Source organism: Mucilaginibacter sp. P25 (assembly GCF_050859465.1).
Classification (GTDB): Bacteria; Bacteroidota; Bacteroidia; order Sphingobacteriales; family Sphingobacteriaceae; genus Mucilaginibacter; species Mucilaginibacter gossypii.
In genome coordinates this window covers 4,664,019-4,680,253 of record NZ_CP193937.1, presented here as the reverse complement: position 1 = coordinate 4,680,253, position 16,235 = coordinate 4,664,019, and the positions used below count along the sequence as shown (strand labels likewise).

The following is a 16,235-nucleotide window of genomic DNA, read 5'->3' as shown; positions in this document are numbered from 1 at the left end:
ATTACCGTCCTTGCCTTGCTGCCAAATGTTGAGGGTAACGGGCACCAATAACTTCGATATTACCAAGTGCAATTTGTATATCATTCAGGTCCTGTTGGCTCAATTTCACACTGGCAGCAGACATATTTTCTTCCAAACGGTTGATCTTTGTGGTACCAGGAATCGGCACAATGTATGGTTTTTGTGAAAGTAGCCAGGCAATCGCTACTTGTGCATTCGTTACACCTTTCTGTTTTGCAATTTCCGCTAAAGCATCTACAATGCCTTGGTTCGCCTGCCGGTTCTCTTCTGAGAAACGGGGTACAACATTGCGGAAATCGGTCTTATCAAAGGTCGTCTTCTCATTAATCGCACCGGTCAAAAACCCTTTACCAAGTGGACTGAAAGGCACAAAACCGATTTTTAATTCTTCCAATAACGGTAAAATCTCTTTTTCAGGCTCACGCCACCAAAGTGAGTATTCGCTTTGCAACGCCGTAACGGGTAGAACGGCATGTGCTTTACGAATACTTTCGACACCGGCCTCAGACATACCGAAATGCTTAACCTTGCCTTCGGCAATCAGGTCTTTAACAGTGCCCGCAACATCTTCCATAGGTACATTCGGGTCAACACGGTGTTGGTACAACAGATCGATCCGGTCAGTCCGCAGACGTTTCAATGCCGCTTCAGTGTGCGCACGGATATTTTCAGGTCGGCTGTCAAGACCATCACTGGTTTTACCATTCTTAAAGCCAAATTTGGTTGCAATTACCACCTCATTTCGGAAAGGTTCAAGCGCTTCGCCAACGACTTCTTCGTTAAGGTAAGGGCCGTAGGCTTCTGCGGTATCAAAAAAGGTTACGCCAATTTCAAACGCATGACGGATCAAACCGATCACTTCTGTTCTTTCTGTTGCCGGGCCGTAACCGTAACTTAAACCCATGCAGCCTAAACCGAGTGTGGAAACTTCTAAGTCTTTCCCTAATATTCTTTTGTCCATAATTAAATAATTTTGTTTAAATAGATGATGGTACAAAGGTCAAGCCTATTTTTTAAGCTTAACTTATACAAAACACGGTATTGCTTACCAATTTCACCGATAGGGCACTAACGGTGGTATAAAAAGATTTTCGCTTTTTACATTTGTTCATAGAAAAGAAAAAGACATGGAAGATATAGTTCGTTTTGAGACAGTTAAGTCCTATAATGACTTCAATAACGAAGAAACGCTGCATCCATTGGTGAGCGTAATCGACTTTTCAAAAGCGTCACCGCGCAATCGCTACAAAATGTACTTTGGGCTCTATGTAGTTATTTTAAAGGATGTCGACTGTGGCGATCTTACTTACGGTAGGGCGAATTATGACTATCAGGAAGGAACACTGGTGTTCTTTTCTCCGGGACAGGTAGCAGGAGTCCGAAAAGAGGAACTGTTTCAACCGAGCGGCCATGCGCTGGTATTCCATCCGGATTTCATCCGCGGCACTTCGCTCGGTCGTCATGTCCAGGATTATGGCTTTTTTAGCTATAACGTCAACGAAGCTTTGCATTTGTCACAGCGCGAGCGCCAAATTGTATTAGATAGCTTCAGTAAGATACGCTATGAACTCGAACACGCTATTGATAAGCATAGTAGAAAGTTAGTGATCAGCACCATAGAGTTATTTCTGAACTATTGTGTTCGCTTCTATGACCGCCAGTTTATTACGCGGGAAGATATTCATAAAGGCATTCTGGAAAAATTTGAGACGTTACTCTACAACTATTTCAGGTCAGACAATTTACAGAATATGGGATTGCCGACAGTTGGTTATTGTGCTGATAGCCTCCACCTTTCAAGTAACTATTTTGGAGAGCTCATCAAAAAGGAAACGGGAAAATCCGCGCACGACTTTATACAAGAAAAAGTCATTGACCTTGCAAAAGAAAAAATATTTGATCGAAATAAATCGGTCAGTGAGATCGCTTACGAACTAGGCTTTAGATACCCGCAACATTTTACAAGGTTATTCAAACAGAAGACTGGCACGACACCTTTAGAGTACCGTTCGCAAAACTAAAAGAATTAACACCTTTTATTAATATTCATAAAAACGGTTGTAAGGGGTTGCCAAATAAAAAAGGTGATTAATCGATTGCCTATCTATAAGGGCGCTCTGTAGCTGACACCCGGAGCACTTTTTTGATTGAAAAAATCCCAGTTTAATTATAAGCATTTAGGTAAGCTAGTCATGCAAGATCAGCTACCAATTCTCAATTTGCCTCTATTTGTCAGTTTTGTTAAATAAATAGGTATTCCCCTTTTGTATTAAAGTGAAACGTCTTTTATCCGGTTCAAATTGAAAGGTGGCGTCGGCAGAAGCATAAACAAATTTATTGTCACCTTTGGCTTCCATGGGAAATGCACTTTGACCCGAGGCTTGCGCAAACAGCGTGATGTCTTTTTTTGTTATAGTAATTTTCAAGGGTATTTGTGTACTGGAATATTCCCCGACATATTTATCAAGTTCAGCTGAGTTTAATGTAATTGTTTTGAACTCTGGAATAGTAAACGACTTATTAAAATATATATTCAATGCTCCCATGACTACATCATTATATGAGTATCGTGTTCCATTGGAAGTGTAAGCTATTGCTATCTTCTCTTTCGGTAAATATAAAAGCAAACTTAAAAACCCGTCGATGCCTCCGGAATGTCCATAGCCTTTTATATCATAAAAAGGCATAGCAAACATGGCCATACCATAACTGTCCCTCATCGTTGTCATTAGCTCTAAGTTGGCGGCACTAATAAGTTTGCCTTCGAAAAGTGCATTTATAAATTTAACCAGATCGGCGGGCGTAGAAACAATAGCACCGGCACCGCCCGGAATACTCATATCTGTTTCCGGCATTTGTGTCCACTGTCCTTGGTAAATGTAGGAGTATGCTTCGTTTTTGGTTGAATTGGCTTTAGTGCCGTAATAAGTTTGTTTCAAGCCTATTTTTGAAGTGACCCGTTTCTTTAATTCTTCGCCATACGTTTTACCTGTCAATTTTTCAATAATATAACCCAGTAATACAAAGTTAGTATTGCTGTATTCGGCCTTTAAATCCGGTTCAAAATCGGATTTTTGTCTGCTAAAGATGGCAATCATTTCAGCTTCAGACTTAGGCTGCCCATATAAGTGGAATAAAGTGAGTCGCTCGTAAAATTATGAAGCCCGCTACGGTGGTCAAGCATTTCCCTTATATTGATCTTACTTGCATTGGGAAGCTGTGGGAAATAACGTGCCAAAGGTGTTTCAAAGCTAAGCTTACCTTCATCTATCAACTGAAAGATCATAACAGCAGTAAACATCTTAGTGATAGAGCCTACCCGGTATTTTGTATCAATGGTAGCAGGTGTTTTTGCCCCTTTGTTTATTTGGCTAAAACCGATAGCGTTTTGATAAACCAACACTCCATTCGCGGATATGGCGATATTGCCCATGCTTTGGTCATTCTTATTCAGCGCTACAAAAAAGCTGTCTAACTTGGCTTTATTGAAAGTTTGTGCTTGAGTGCAACTTTGTAAAATAAGAAAAAGCAAGAAGCGATACGCTTTTTTTGAATCATTGTGAAAATGTTTAGACAATTAAAGATAGAATTTATAGAGATATAACGAACAAGGTTAACATCGCATTTTTACAATAAATAAAAAACTATGATCTTTCGCCTTGAAGCTTCTACTTTAATCTGATAGACAAGGGGAGAAGCTTTTCAAAATTCAATTTTGTTAGCAGGTGAACTAAATTTATTGAATTTGAAGCCATAAAAAAAGTTGCCAATAAAATTGACAACTTGCCTAAAAAAGTGACCCCGGAGAGATTCGAACTCTCGACCCAATGATTAAGAGTCATTTGCTCTACCAGCTGAGCTACGGAGTCATATGTACCAGCTTTTGCCGGGTTGCAAATATGCAAATTATTTTCTTTTTCAGCAGGCGGAATTACTCATAGTTAACAATTATTTTAATCTGCTTATTGTAAAATTAAAGGTTGGAGTAATAACCCGCTTTCATCTTCCTGGTGTTCATTTTATTCCCGGCTCGGCCAAAAAAGTTAATTATAGCAACTTCCTAACAAAATGTTAGTTTTTTTGTTGGAATTTTAACAAAAGCTACTTAAATTGTAAAACTTAATATCTATCTCTCATGAAAAAAAGAAAATTACTTAAAATTAACAAGCTCCTATATGAAAGCGTTGTTAAAGATTTTATTGCCCAAAACGGTTTAAATGTTCAATATTCGTACACTAAAGATCATTTTTATCTGTTTAGCGACGAATCTACTATTAATCAGCTCGAAACGCAGGCCTCCGGGTTTAACTTATTATAAGTTATAAAATATAAAGGCCCGGTAGTATTATGCTACCAGGCCTCATATATTCCCTTACCAGTTATTATACAGCAGCGTATAAATCTTCCTGTTGTTTTTGCACTACAGGGCTGTTGATATATTCATCATAGGTCATGAGTTTATCAATGTAACCACCTGGTGTTAACTCAATAATCCGATTGGCTACCGTTTCAACCAGTTCATGATCCCGTGAGGTGAACAGGATTGTGCCGCGGAAATCTTTCATACCATTATTAAGCGCTGTAATCGATTCCAGGTCGAGGTGGTTGGTTGGTTCATCAAACATCAGCAGGTTGGCTTGCTGCAGCATCATACGGCTAAACATGCAGCGCATTTTTTCGCCACCCGATAGCACACTGCATTTTTTCATAACTTCCTCACCCGAAAATAGCATACGGCCTAAGAAGCCGCGGATAAATTGATCGTCTTTTTCGCCAGGCGAATATTCGCGCAGCCAATCAATCAGGTTGTCGCTTTTGCCATCGAAGTATTCGCTGCTGTCGTTAGGGATATCAGCCGCGTTAATTGTCACACCCCATTTAAAGGTGCCTGTAAAATCTCTATCGCGGCCTGTTAAAATATTATAGAAAGCGGTAGTTGCCAAACTGTTTTGCGACAGGATAGAAATTTTATCGCCTTTGTTTACAGTGAAGGTGATATTATTGAACAGCACCTCACCATTAAGGGTTTTGCCCAGGTTTTCAACGGTCAGGATCTGATCGCCGGCTTCACGGCCCAGGTTGTTGAATATAATACCCGGATATTTACGGTTTGATGGCTGAATTTCATCCAGGTTGATTTTATCCAATGCTTTTTTACGGCTGGTTGCCTGTTTTGATTTGGACGCATTGGCACTAAACCTGCGGATAAACTCCTGAAGCTCTTTAACTTTATCTTCGGCTTTCTTATTTTGTTCGGCACGTTGTTTAAGGGCCAATTGGCTCGATTCGTACCAGAAGGTATAGTTACCTGTATAAATGGTCATTTTGCCAAAATCAATATCTACTACGTGGGTACATACAGTATCCAGGAAGTGCCTGTCGTGCGATACTACCAGTACAATAGCTTCATATGACGCAAGGAAATCTTCCAGCCAGCTAATGGTGTGGATGTCCAAATCGTTGGTAGGCTCATCAAGCAGCAGTATATCTGGCTTGCCAAAAAGTGCCTGGGCTAATAAAACACGTACTTTTTGGGTGTTATCAAGGTCTTTAACCAGTTGATAATGAAATTCTTCTTTAATGCCAAGGTTGCTGAGCAGGGTAGCGGCATTGCTTTCGGCATTCCAGCCGTCCATTTCGGCAAAAAGGTTTTCCAGTTCACCCGCGCGTTCGCCATCGGCATCGCTAAAATCTTCTTTAAGATAAATAGCGTCTTTCTCCTTCATTACGGCGTACATTTCCTTATGGCCCATCATCACCGTTTCGATAACTGTGAATTCGTCAAAAGCGTAATGGTTTTGGCTCAAAACAGCCATGCGTTCGCCGGGAGTGAAGCTCACCGAGCCGCTGGTTGGGTCAATATCGCCCGAAAGAATTTTCAGGAATGTTGACTTACCCGCGCCATTGGCGCCAATAATACCATAACAGTTGCCCTGTGTAAATTTCAGGTTTACGTCTTCAAACAAAGTACGCTTACCGTAACGTAAAGAAAGATTGGATACCGTGATCATGCTGCACCTCTAATTTGGCGCAAAAGTACGGTAAAATCTTCATTTTAACGATATATGGTGCTGATATTATGGATGGGGATTTTTTGAGCAGCAATTTTCCCCATAAATTAAATCCATGGGTATACAATTACACAGAAATGATAATGTAGTGTAAACTAAAAGTATATTTAATACGTTTAATCGCTATATCTAACCAGTTATAATATAATGGTACAGCCTTTGACTAACATACAGTGTAACAATTTATTTAAATTATTTAACAATGGTCATGGGAGCATTAATTATAGGTTTAATTATCATCAATGTGGTAATAGCCATCAACAATACACAAAAGCGCAAAGTATATTAAAAATATATTAATTATAAGCTTTAGGGCAACGCTTTAAGCTTTGTTTAAAATATTAAATAAGCTTTGCGTTTCATGATCGGCCAATTTTTGAAGCGGACCTGATGCCAGCATTTTCATCATCATGCTAAGCTCTGCGCCAATGGTGAATAAAATATCAGTATGGTCGTTATTAAAAGATAACGACCATTTTAGTTCCAGGTCAAATGGTGGTTTCTCAGCAGGTATGATCCTTACCATCTGGTTGGGCACACGCTCCTCAATTTTCAAAGCAAGCTTGGCCATATTCTGGATACTGAAACGGGCTTCATCCCGGGTGGATGTCCATTCCTGGATATTATCAGGCATCAGTTGCCGGTGATTATTAAAATCGGCCAGGAAATCGTAAACCTCCGTTAAAGGCTTGTTAATACTTATCGTACTGGTGAATGTATTCATGGATAGATTTGAGATATTAGATTTGAGATTTGAGACAAATTACGCTGACAGAACAATCTAAAAATCAGCGCAATCATCGAAATCAAAAAAATCAACGGTCTTAACTTGCAGCCATTTCGCCCCAGGTTGATGGGTTTTCGCGCCACTGCCTGAGCAGGTTTACATCTTTTTCATTAATGAATTGATGTTCTTCCGCGTATTTAATAAGCGCGTTATAGTTTGACAGGGTTACGTATGGGCAGTTGGCCTGTTTAAAGTTTTCGTCGGCAATATCAAAGCCATAAGTAAATATAGCTGCCAAGCCTGCAACGTCATAACCTGCGGCACGCAACGCTTCAACGGCCTGCAGACTGCTTTTACCGGTTGAAAGCAGATCCTCGATAACCACAACCCGCTTGCCTGAAGTAGTAGCGGCATCGCCCTCAATCATGCTACCTGTGCCATGCTCCTTAGGTTTTGAACGTACATAAATAAATGGAAGGCCTAATTCCTGGGCTACTAATGCACCTTGCGGTATACCTGCAGTTGCCACACCCGCAATGCAGCCAACCGACCCGAATTTATCCTGTATGGCTGCGACTAATTGCTGCCTGATGTAAGTGCGGATAGTTGGATGAGAAAGTGTAACACGGTTATCGCAGTAAATTGGAGATTTCCAGCCCGATGCCCATGTAAAAGGATTATTGGGTTGTAATTTAATTGCTTTAATTTGCAGCAGGAATTCGGCTACTTGTTGTTCGATCTCATTATTAGTAAACATGGCTCAAAAATACAGAATTTATATTAACGAAAAGGTTATCCTGCTCACAGAATCTGAACCAAAGCATGCAGATAATTTTGAAAGGCTTGATGCAGAGACCTTTGACCTTAAAATTATATATACCTGGATCCTCGCTAATCCTAACAAATTGTTCTACATAAAAACAGCAAACGCTAAGGTGTATCTTAAAGCTATTAAAAAGAATATTACACTTATTGAAGCGGCAGGCGGCCTGGTTATGAACACTAAGGGGCAATATTTATTCATTTATCGTAATGATAAATGGGACCTGCCCAAAGGCAAAATAGAAAAAGAGGAAAAAGTGAAAGAAGCGGCAGTGCGTGAGGTAGAGGAGGAGTGCGGTATAAAAGTGAGCGAACTAGGAGAAAAAATTTGTAAAACATACCATGTATATGTTAACCGCGGCGAGGTAGTGCTTAAGAAAACGCATTGGTTTGCCATGACAAGTAAGGGTAAAGAAAAGCTAAAACCTCAAAAAGAAGAGGGTATTACCGATGTGCGCTGGTTTGAACACCATCATATTGAACCAATAATTGAAAACACCTTTCCATCTATTATGGATGTGTTGCATAAGGAAAAGCTGGTTACAAATAAGGTAATGCCTCTTTCGGAATAAACTGGCTTACATCGCCATTATAGCGGATAATTTCGCGCACAATGGTTGAACTGATGGATGAATAGCCTGGTTTGCTTACAATAAATATGCTTTCGATGTCGGGTGCCAGCGAATGGTTCATCTGGGCAATCGCTTTTTCATACTCAAAGTCTGATACCGTACGGATTCCCCTGATCATGTAAGCGGCGCCTATGCTTTTGCAAAAATCGACAGTAAGGCCTTCATAGGCTATCACGTGGATCCGTTCATCATGCTCAAAAACCGCCCTGATCATTTGTTCGCGCTGTTCAACACTCAGCAACCCCTTTTTGCTGCTGTTTACGCCGATACCTATGTAAAGCTTGTCAAAAAGCTCAACAGATCGTTTCACAATATCAACGTGAGCTTTAGTAAGCGGATCAAATGAACCTGGAAAAAGGGCTGTCTTCATGCAGTAAAATTAATGAATAGTTGATTGGGTTCTTTAAATGAACAGTTGTTTTTTGCCTTTTATCGGCATTATTTAATTAGCGACTTTATATCTGACAAGTTGAACCATTCATTTGATCACTCCCCCTAAACCAGCGAAGCCAACTGAGCATACTGCAAAAGCATAATTGTTTTGCCATCTTTTATTTCCCCGGTTTTTACCATTTGCAGGGCTTCGCTGAATGGCAGCTCTAAAACTTCAATATTTTCATTTTCGTGGGCGAGCCCACCGCCATCGCTAACTTTCATTTCTTTGGCATATTCGGCAACAAAAAAGTAAAGGATTTCGGTAACAGAACCCGGCGACATATAAGCTTCAAAAACCTTTTTAACATCCGTTATTTTATAGCCGGTTTCTTCCTCGGTTTCCTTACGGATGCAATCTTCCGGATTATCCTTATCAAGCAAGCCGGCACAACATTCAATCAGCATTCCATCGGGGTTGCCGTTGATATAGGTGGGCAGCCTGAATTGCCTGGTTAATATTACAGATGATTGTGCTTTATTATAAAGCAAAATGGTTGCGCCGTTGCCGCGGTCATAAGCTTCACGGCTTTGCACAGCGGTATTACCGTCTTTTTCCGTAACCTCGTAAGTTACTTTTTTAAGGATGTACCAGTTATCTGATAAAATATCGGTATTAAGAATTTTGATCTGAATCATTTTTTTTGATCGTTTATGATTGATAATGATTATTTTTGAACGAAAATAGGATTAATAAAATGAACTTTCCAAAAAGAAAACAAAAAATAATTGAGCAGCTCAGTCAAAGCGGAGAGGTTGATATAAAGCAATTGGCTGCCGAACTGAATATTTCAGAAATTACAGCACGGCGCGACCTGAACCAGTTAGCAGCCGATGGATTGCTTTACCGTACTCATGGAGGAGCAACAAAAGTTAATCCTCACGAAAGGCCACATAGCTTTGTGAATAAAAGCGCTCAAAACGCAACTGTTAAAGATGCCATTTGCCGCAGGGCCGCATCACAAATCCATAACGGGGATGTTATTTTTATGGATTGCGGGAGTACTGTTTTTAGGTTATGCCAGTTCATTAAAAACAAGAAGATAAAGGTGATAACAAATTCATTACCTGTAGTATATGAGTTGCAGGATAGCGCTGTGAGTGTTAATATAATAGGAGGGGAGCTGGATAAAGAGCGACAGGCTGTACATGGAACTACAGCTATTGAGCATATTCAAAAGTATAGGGCAACCAAAGCTTTTTGGGCGTTGACGGTATTTCGGAAGCAGGATTGTTTGCCAATAGTGAATATGAAGCATCCATTACAACAGCTTTCGCCGCAAACAGCGCGTTTATCTATATTCTGTGTGATGCCAGCAAAATAAGCAAGGAAACCTACCTTAATTTTGCAGGCTTAGATATCATCAACGCGATCATTACCGATGCAGATCCTGAGCGGTTAAAGGGCTTTAAAGAAAGCGGGGTAGTTATTTTAAAGGCAGGTATCTAAACCGGTCTGAAAAACGAAAATGACGAATGCCCGTATTTTCTTTGTTCAATAAAAGCGGGATGATTGCTCAAATTTTGCAGGGACTGGTGTTCAACAATCAACAGGCCATCAGGTTTAAGCAGGTTCTTTTCAAAAATAACTTTTGGCAAATCGGGGATCCTGTTTAGGTCATAGGGCGGGTCGGCGAATATCAGATCGTATTGTTCCGTTTCAACATTTAGGTATTTGAATACATCTTCGCGGTAAGTTTTTATTTGCGCAAGCTTATGCTGCCGCGAGGTATCTTTAAGATAATTAACGCAATGAATACTCCTGTCGACAGATATAACTTCCGAAGCGCCGCGTGAAGCAAATTCAAGCGATATGTTGCCGGTTCCGCTAAACAGGTCAAGTACTTTAATGCATTCAAACTCAATTTGGTTAAGCAGGATATTAAATAAAGCTTCTTTTGCCAAATCGGTTGTAGGACGAACAGGAAGATTTTTTGGCGGATTAAGCCTTAAGCCTTTTAAACTGCCTCCGATAATGCGCATAATGAAAGAGCCGCTATTGATAACACCCTGTGAGCAACAACCTCCGCGGGTAATTGTAATACCTGTAAATTATTGACTTCGGCCACGTTAAAAAATTCGGCCAGGCGGCTTAATCCTTTACTGCCGGCATCAATGTTACCGCTTACATATAAGCTGGTATGTTTAGCTTCGAGGTTAAGTTCATTAGCAACCAGTACAGTAAAGTAAACCAGTTCATCATTGCCATTAAAATCAAATGAGTTATAGAAACGCAGTTTGCCTGATGCAAAATGAGCTATCTCCAGCTTTTCTTTTTCAATATTGAGGTAAAGGCAGTCGTTGCCGGGATTGTTTTGGGCAATGGCAGTTAACCAGCCTTTTGATGTAAAAACGGTATTACGGATGCCAAATTCTTCTGCGGTACTCACAATGGCTTCGCTGGTATTGTATATGATGATGTTTTCCTTATCTAATACCTGGGCTATAACTTTGCTGTCGGCTCTCACATCCAGGAAACGGGCCAGGTTCGGCAGGCGCTCACCGCTAAACAATTCTGCCGGCACCAGCGTAAAACTGTGAGCAGGTAAACCGATAATCATTTGCCCGTACTTGGCCGACAGCAGGTCAAGCAATTCCTGCGGATCGCTTAGCTCGTCAAACGGATAATTTTCGGCCCAGGCTATTAGCTTGCCGTTATTACTTATGGCGTACGAAAACGATTTGTCTTCAACCTGTATTAATAAAGTATAATCCTCAGTTTTATCTAAACTAAAGTTATCATCGTGGTAAGTATAATTGTGTTCGTTCATACCGGTTTTAACAAAAGTAATATTTTTTGGCAGATACAGTAATTACCGCAGCCCAAATTGGTATGCTGTTATAAAATGCGGGTTAATATCATCAGGATGATAAAGATCAAAATCGGCAATCCTACAGGCTTAGGATAATAATCATTATCCGGAAAATATCTCCTGAAAAAAACTGGCTTAGAATTAAAGCACCAATCAGGCCAAAACCTATGTTAAGGCCTGCTACCGAAAGCATTGCTGTAACCTGTGCGGCCGTTGGCTGGCCACCTTTAGCCGTTACGTTCATGGCGTCAACAACCTGTTGCAGGTCAACGCCCGAATGCATGATAACAAAGTAGGAGAGATAGGAAAAAATAATACAAAGGCCAGCACCACCGGAACCGCCTTTCTGTAACCTGCATTGTATAAATTGATAACCAGCAGCACCCCGCCAAATATCAGGTTAAAAAACGAAAACCAAAATATCGCCCTTTTGGAGTAAATATCTACATAATCGTCTTCGCTGTATTTTTCTTCCTCTTTGTTTTCGTCAAATTCCATGGGTCAAATGTAAAACTAATCTTACTGAATTAAATTACTTATCATCATTTTTGCAGGGTGTCAAGTCCCGATCATATCCGCCAGTCATTCCCGCATGAGCCAACAGGTCAGCAAACAGAACTTTTTAGCAAGCTGCATGCCTTTTTAAAAAGCACCGAAGGCGACGAATGCTTTATTCTGAAAGGCTATGCCGGCACCGGGAAAACAACTATAGTAGGTGCGCTGGTAAAGGCACTGAGGCATTATAACTATAAAGCCGTGCTGCTTGCCCCAACCGGACGTGCCGCCAAGGTCATTACCAATTATTCCGGGCGCAAAGCTTTTACAATTCATAAGCGCATCTACCGTAAAAAATCGGCTTTAACAATCGATGATGGTTTTGCCCTTGCTGATAACCTGGCCAGCGATACGCTTTTTATTGTTGATGAGGCCTCCATGATCTCGGATGAGGCCATGGGCAGCAATCACGTGTCATTATTATTTGATTTACTAAGATATGTTTATAATGATAAAAACTGCAAGCTGATACTGGTAGGTGATACCGCACAGTTACCGCCTGTAGGAGCCGACGATAGCCCTGCGCTTGACGTGCAGCTCATGGGCGATAAATTTGGCCTGTCGATATTCAGTTATGAGCTTACCGAGGTTTTGCGCCAGCAAAAGAATTCGGGTATCTTATATAATGCCACCAATATCCGCGATCTGATCCGTGAGGAGATCATAGAAATCCCTAAAATTGTAACCAAGGGATTTAAAGATGTTTTCAGGATGACCGGTGAGCGATTACCCGAAGGGTTGGAGTACGCTTACCGTAAATACGGCTATGACCGCACACTTATCATTTGCCGCTCAAACAAAAATGCCAATTTGTATAACGGGCAAATTCGAAACCGCATTTTATACCGGGAGGAGGAGCTTACCGGCGGCGATCAGATCATGATAGTGAAGAACAATTACTTTTGGCTGCAGGATAAAGATGAAAATAGTACCGCGTTTATTGCCAACGGCGATATTGCCCGCATAGTAAAAGTACGCCGCACCGAAGAGATGTATGGTTTTCGTTTTGCCGATGTGCAGCTGGAATTTATTGACTATGCCGAAGACCCAACCCTTGATTGTAAGGTTTTGCTTGATACGCTTTATGCTGATTCGCCCGCGTTAAGTCAGGACGATCAGAAACGGTTTTACCAGGAAGTAATGAAGGATTATGAACATTTACCTAATAAAAGGACCATGCACAATGAGCTAAAGCTCAATCCTTATTACAATGCCTTGCAAATAAAATTTGCCTATGCCATTACCTGCCATAAAGCCCAGGGCGGCCAATGGGATGCTGTTTTTGTCGATCAGGGCTATGTAACCGATGAAATGATCAATATGGATTTTCTGCGGTGGTTTTATACCGCGCTCACCCGAGCTACCACCGAATTATTTTTGGTTAATTTTGATAGCAGGTTTTATAAATTAAAGGAAGAATAATCTTCAAAGATAAATTTACTTTTATCAATACAAACTATTGATAATTAGTATTTTAATTGTTAATATTAGCAATTAAAAACCGGTATCATGAACCTAAACTTAAAACTCGAAAGAAAAATCAAAACCAAACAATCAACCATTGGCGAACTATCAATAAATGGCGCCTTCGAATGTTTTATACTGGAGGACGTAGATAGAGGGCTAAATAGCGGTATGAGCCTTGCCCAAATTGCATCAATAAAAATTAAAACGCAAACAGCCATCCCTACAGGAACTTATAATGTAGTCAAATTTTTCAGCCCCAAACACAACGAAAACCTGCCATTATTAGAGAATGTACCCGGTTTCGCCGGAATTGAGATCCATGTTGGCAATTTTGCCAAGGACACCGACGGCTGCCTTCTCCCTGGTGAAGATAAAGGCGTTGATGCTGTTCTGCATAGTACAATGGCTACAGCTAAACTCAACACAAAGATTTTTGAGGCCCTTAAGGCGGGAAGTACCGTGACCATTGAGGTTATTTAATATAGCAAATTATAAATGCTTGAAGGTGAAATGACGCATCTACGCCGTTATGCTGAGTGATTAAAATCCATGGGCTATGAAGGTTAGATGACAAAGAGGGACTGTCAGTCTGAGCCCGTCGAAGACTCGTGCGCAGAGGCCCTGTCCGCCATACTTCGACGGGCCCAGTATGACACCCTTTTTAGTGGTCATTTGAGAAGACTACCTTGGATAAACAAAGACTTGTTTAATATTCTAAAACGAATTAACTGCCGGCAAGGTGATCCTGAATGTTGAACCCTGTCCCTCGGTGCTGGTAACGCTGATAGTGCCTTTATGCTTTTCAATGATCTGGCGTACAATACTCAACCCAAGCCCGGTCGACTTTTCGCCGCGTAAACCGGCTCGGCCTGCTTTTGAAAATTGGTTAAAAATTTCCGGCAGCATATTGGCAGGGATGCCCATGCCGTAATCCTGAACTTCAATAACTACCGTATCATTTAGTTTAAGCAGGCGCACATCCACATTATCCCGGTCTTTAGAAAATTTCACCGCATTGCTGATCAGGTTATCAATAACCCGGTGAAATTTTTCGTGATTTATGAGCGCATGGGCAACACTTACCGAACTGCTGAAAAGTACATTAACTTTATTACCCAGCTGTAATTTCCATTCGCCCACTATGTTGTTAAGCCATTGGTTAAGCTCGATATCTTGAGTTTCAATAACCGCTATGTTCTCGTTTCGGGCTGCTTCCAGTAAGTCATCAATAATACTCCGCGCTTTTACGCAGGATGCCTTCATCATATTGATGTTGTCTTGTGTCTCCTCATCTACCTCATCAAGTTCCATCATCATGGCAATTGATTCAACAGCAGCTATCGGGTTACGCAGGTCATGTGCAACCATACCCAAAACCTGGTTTTTAAACTCGCTTGCTTTTTCAATTTCCGAGTTTTTTTCGCGGATTTCTATCAGCTGAAAATAATAGTTGGCTTTGTAGGAAAAAAGTACCTTGATATAAAATAAAAGCCGGAAAGTAAGATAGCTGAGATCAACTGGTTATACAACATATCCGTAGCCGGCGTTTCACTGTAAAATAGCAGGGAAGTAAAAAAAGCTCAATAGCAATAAGCAGCAATACGGTTTCATAGTATTCAAAAACAATTATCACGCTGATCAAGCTTAATGCAACAAGGTATAAGGTGAGGGCATTACTCGGATTAGAGGTGGCTATAAAGCTGGAATACATGCCGCAAACAATAATATAAAGCGCAAACAAAAATACAAGCAATGACATGCCTGTTGTAGCTTTTTTATGGCTTTTGAAACTAACGATAAAAAGGTTACTGGCTATCAGGAAAACAGGAGTTATAATAATGAAAACCCAGTTGCTGAAATTAAACTCGGGAAAGTTTTGAGCTTTCGTTAAGCTAATGGGGAATACAAGATAAAGGATCCGGATAATTACATTAAGCAATAAAAATACTATACTGGCACCCCTTATGGCCACCAGGTTTTGGTAAGTATAATGCAAACGGTATTGCGACCGGTATTTTACCGGGAGACTGTTAAAAAAGAAATGGGTGTTCAATTAAATTTTATGGGTTAAACAAAATTATAAAAATATTTTCAAATAATGTAACAGAAATGTGACAAGGTATAGTTAACCCTTTTACGAAATATTCGGTCAATGAAAATATAAGCCTATTTTGATGAACCTTGATTGTTTTTTAAAAAAGGATAAGTATAATTTACACATCATAAAACCAAGTCACATGTTAATGAAATCTCTTAAATCTATCGCAATTGTCATTACTGTATTAACAACTTTTTCCTGCAGAACTGTAGAAAGAGCTAATCAGAAAGAAATTAAACCGTTTGTAGGCATCTGGAAGGATACAACCAATCCGGGATCTCAAGTCGTATTCATGTCAGACGGCAGCTTTTATAACATTGCAAAAGAAAATAATGTGCAGATTGTTACACACAGCGGTACTTTTAAAGTCTTATCCGACAGTATTTATGTATTGACGATTACAGACGCGAGGCCCAACGCCACATATGATCTCAAAGGAAGGCAGTACGCCAATTATTACACTTTAAGCAGCGATAGAAAAACGATGAAGACAAGTGGTGTGGTTGACGGAAGAAATGGCGGAAAAGGGCTTGCCTGGACCTGCAATTTAGTTAAAGTTGATAAATTGGATAATTAAACCCGCGACCGGCTGACTGA

The 16,235-nt window shown here is 40.4% G+C and carries 20 protein-coding genes, 1 tRNA gene and 1 pseudogene; 7 read left to right on the top strand and 15 right to left on the bottom strand.

What is annotated here, in order from left to right:
- Window position 1: 1 nt before the first annotated feature.
- Window positions 2–982 carry an aldo/keto reductase gene (locus ACRQ5D_RS23640; protein WP_091164497.1) on the bottom strand — a complete coding sequence of 327 codons (981 nt, stop codon included), beginning with the start codon at window positions 980–982 and terminating at the stop codon, window positions 2–4.
- 166 nt (window positions 983–1,148) lie between these two features.
- Between ACRQ5D_RS23640 and ACRQ5D_RS23635 the strand changes: the two genes are divergently transcribed.
- Window positions 1,149–2,042, top strand: a complete 894-nt coding sequence (locus ACRQ5D_RS23635) for a helix-turn-helix domain-containing protein (protein WP_091164500.1) — start codon at window positions 1,149–1,151, stop codon at window positions 2,040–2,042.
- A gap of 204 nt (window positions 2,043–2,246) precedes the next feature.
- On the opposite strand, the gene ACRQ5D_RS23630 is transcribed toward ACRQ5D_RS23635, so the two are convergent.
- The 3 genes from ACRQ5D_RS23630 to ACRQ5D_RS23620 all read right to left on the bottom strand — a co-directional run bounded on the left by ACRQ5D_RS23630 (window position 2,247) and on the right by ACRQ5D_RS23620 (window position 3,890).
- On the bottom strand, window positions 2,247–3,119 hold the full coding sequence (locus ACRQ5D_RS23630; RefSeq protein WP_091164503.1) for a serine hydrolase domain-containing protein: 873 nt from the start codon (window positions 3,117–3,119) through the stop codon (window positions 2,247–2,249).
- The gene (locus ACRQ5D_RS23625; protein ID WP_432326801.1) at window positions 3,116–3,598 is read right to left on the bottom strand and encodes a serine hydrolase domain-containing protein; all 483 of its coding nucleotides are present in this window, start codon (window positions 3,596–3,598) and stop codon (window positions 3,116–3,118) included. The genes ACRQ5D_RS23630 and ACRQ5D_RS23625 overlap by 4 nt, the downstream gene beginning before the upstream one ends.
- A gap of 219 nt (window positions 3,599–3,817) precedes the next feature.
- Window positions 3,818–3,890, bottom strand: a tRNA-Lys gene (locus ACRQ5D_RS23620).
- Window positions 3,891–4,156: 266 nt separating this feature from the next.
- Between ACRQ5D_RS23620 and ACRQ5D_RS23615 the strand changes: the two genes are divergently transcribed.
- Complete coding sequence (locus ACRQ5D_RS23615; RefSeq protein WP_091164514.1) at window positions 4,157–4,339, top strand: hypothetical protein; 183 nt, start codon at window positions 4,157–4,159, stop codon at window positions 4,337–4,339.
- A gap of 64 nt (window positions 4,340–4,403) precedes the next feature.
- Here the strand turns inward: ACRQ5D_RS23615 and ACRQ5D_RS23610 are convergent, their stop codons facing one another.
- From ACRQ5D_RS23610 to pyrE, 3 genes are all read right to left on the bottom strand, one after another.
- Entirely contained in the window at window positions 4,404–6,032 is a 1,629-nt protein-coding gene (locus tag ACRQ5D_RS23610; protein ID WP_091164517.1) for an ABC-F family ATP-binding cassette domain-containing protein, read from the bottom strand.
- 382 nt (window positions 6,033–6,414) lie between these two features.
- Entirely contained in the window at window positions 6,415–6,816 is a 402-nt protein-coding gene (locus tag ACRQ5D_RS23605; protein ID WP_091164520.1) for an orotate phosphoribosyltransferase, read from the bottom strand.
- Between the two features lie 100 nt (window positions 6,817–6,916).
- Window positions 6,917–7,576, bottom strand: coding sequence for an orotate phosphoribosyltransferase (pyrE, locus tag ACRQ5D_RS23600; RefSeq protein WP_091164523.1), 660 nt, complete (start codon window positions 7,574–7,576; stop codon window positions 6,917–6,919).
- Here pyrE and ACRQ5D_RS23595 point away from each other — a divergent pair.
- On the top strand, window positions 7,575–8,213 hold the full coding sequence (locus ACRQ5D_RS23595) for an NUDIX domain-containing protein (protein WP_091164526.1): 639 nt from the start codon (window positions 7,575–7,577) through the stop codon (window positions 8,211–8,213). The genes pyrE and ACRQ5D_RS23595 overlap by 2 nt on opposite strands.
- Here ACRQ5D_RS23595 and coaD read toward each other — a convergent pair.
- The gene (gene coaD, locus ACRQ5D_RS23590; protein ID WP_091164529.1) at window positions 8,182–8,643 is read right to left on the bottom strand and encodes a pantetheine-phosphate adenylyltransferase; all 462 of its coding nucleotides are present in this window, start codon (window positions 8,641–8,643) and stop codon (window positions 8,182–8,184) included. The genes ACRQ5D_RS23595 and coaD overlap by 32 nt on opposite strands.
- Window positions 8,644–8,768: 125 nt before the next feature.
- Complete coding sequence (gene nudK, locus ACRQ5D_RS23585) at window positions 8,769–9,344, bottom strand: GDP-mannose pyrophosphatase NudK (RefSeq protein ID WP_091164533.1); 576 nt, start codon at window positions 9,342–9,344, stop codon at window positions 8,769–8,771.
- 59 nt (window positions 9,345–9,403) lie between these two features.
- On the opposite strand from nudK, the pseudogene ACRQ5D_RS23580 reads away from it, so the two are divergent.
- A pseudogene (locus ACRQ5D_RS23580) lies at window positions 9,404–10,155 on the top strand (DeoR/GlpR family DNA-binding transcription regulator).
- Here ACRQ5D_RS23580 and rsmD read toward each other — a convergent pair.
- The 4 genes from rsmD to ACRQ5D_RS23560 all read right to left on the bottom strand — a co-directional run bounded on the left by rsmD (window position 10,152) and on the right by ACRQ5D_RS23560 (window position 12,016).
- On the bottom strand, window positions 10,152–10,688 hold the full coding sequence (gene rsmD / locus ACRQ5D_RS23575; RefSeq protein ID WP_091164540.1) for a 16S rRNA (guanine(966)-N(2))-methyltransferase RsmD: 537 nt from the start codon (window positions 10,686–10,688) through the stop codon (window positions 10,152–10,154). The pseudogene ACRQ5D_RS23580 and the gene rsmD overlap by 4 nt on opposite strands.
- Window positions 10,664–11,476 carry a DUF3822 family protein gene (locus ACRQ5D_RS23570; RefSeq protein WP_091164544.1) on the bottom strand — a complete coding sequence of 271 codons (813 nt, stop codon included), beginning with the start codon at window positions 11,474–11,476 and terminating at the stop codon, window positions 10,664–10,666. Before ACRQ5D_RS23570 ends, rsmD begins: the two co-directional genes overlap by 25 nt.
- A 121-nt stretch (window positions 11,477–11,597) precedes the next feature.
- Window positions 11,598–11,801, bottom strand: a complete 204-nt coding sequence (locus tag ACRQ5D_RS23565; RefSeq protein WP_432326796.1) for a hypothetical protein — start codon at window positions 11,799–11,801, stop codon at window positions 11,598–11,600.
- Window positions 11,759–12,016: a hypothetical protein gene (locus tag ACRQ5D_RS23560; RefSeq protein WP_432326794.1), complete on the bottom strand. Its 258-nt coding sequence runs from the start codon at window positions 12,014–12,016 to the stop codon at window positions 11,759–11,761. Before ACRQ5D_RS23560 ends, ACRQ5D_RS23565 begins: the two co-directional genes overlap by 43 nt.
- 57 nt (window positions 12,017–12,073) lie before the next feature.
- Here ACRQ5D_RS23560 and ACRQ5D_RS23555 point away from each other — a divergent pair, with 57 nt between their 5' ends.
- Together ACRQ5D_RS23555 and ACRQ5D_RS23550 are read left to right on the top strand one after the other, a co-directional pair.
- A complete protein-coding gene (locus ACRQ5D_RS23555) occupies window positions 12,074–13,495 on the top strand; it encodes an ATP-dependent DNA helicase (RefSeq protein ID WP_091164553.1) in 1,422 nt (473 codons plus the stop codon).
- Between the two features lie 87 nt (window positions 13,496–13,582).
- Entirely contained in the window at window positions 13,583–14,020 is a 438-nt protein-coding gene (locus ACRQ5D_RS23550; RefSeq protein WP_091164557.1) for a DUF5675 family protein, read from the top strand.
- Window positions 14,021–14,254: 234 nt separating this feature from the next.
- Here the strand turns inward: ACRQ5D_RS23550 and ACRQ5D_RS23545 are convergent, their stop codons facing one another.
- On the bottom strand, window positions 14,255–14,914 hold the full coding sequence (locus ACRQ5D_RS23545) for a sensor histidine kinase (RefSeq protein ID WP_431200574.1): 660 nt from the start codon (window positions 14,912–14,914) through the stop codon (window positions 14,255–14,257).
- Window positions 14,915–15,053: 139 nt separating this feature from the next.
- Complete coding sequence (locus ACRQ5D_RS23540) at window positions 15,054–15,593, bottom strand: hypothetical protein (RefSeq protein ID WP_431200573.1); 540 nt, start codon at window positions 15,591–15,593, stop codon at window positions 15,054–15,056.
- Between the two features lie 190 nt (window positions 15,594–15,783).
- On the opposite strand from ACRQ5D_RS23540, the gene ACRQ5D_RS23535 reads away from it, so the two are divergent.
- Window positions 15,784–16,215 (top strand): hypothetical protein, encoded by a 432-nt coding sequence (locus ACRQ5D_RS23535; protein ID WP_143020716.1) that lies wholly within the window; start codon window positions 15,784–15,786, stop codon window positions 16,213–16,215.
- The last annotated feature ends 20 nt before the right edge of the window (window positions 16,216–16,235 follow it).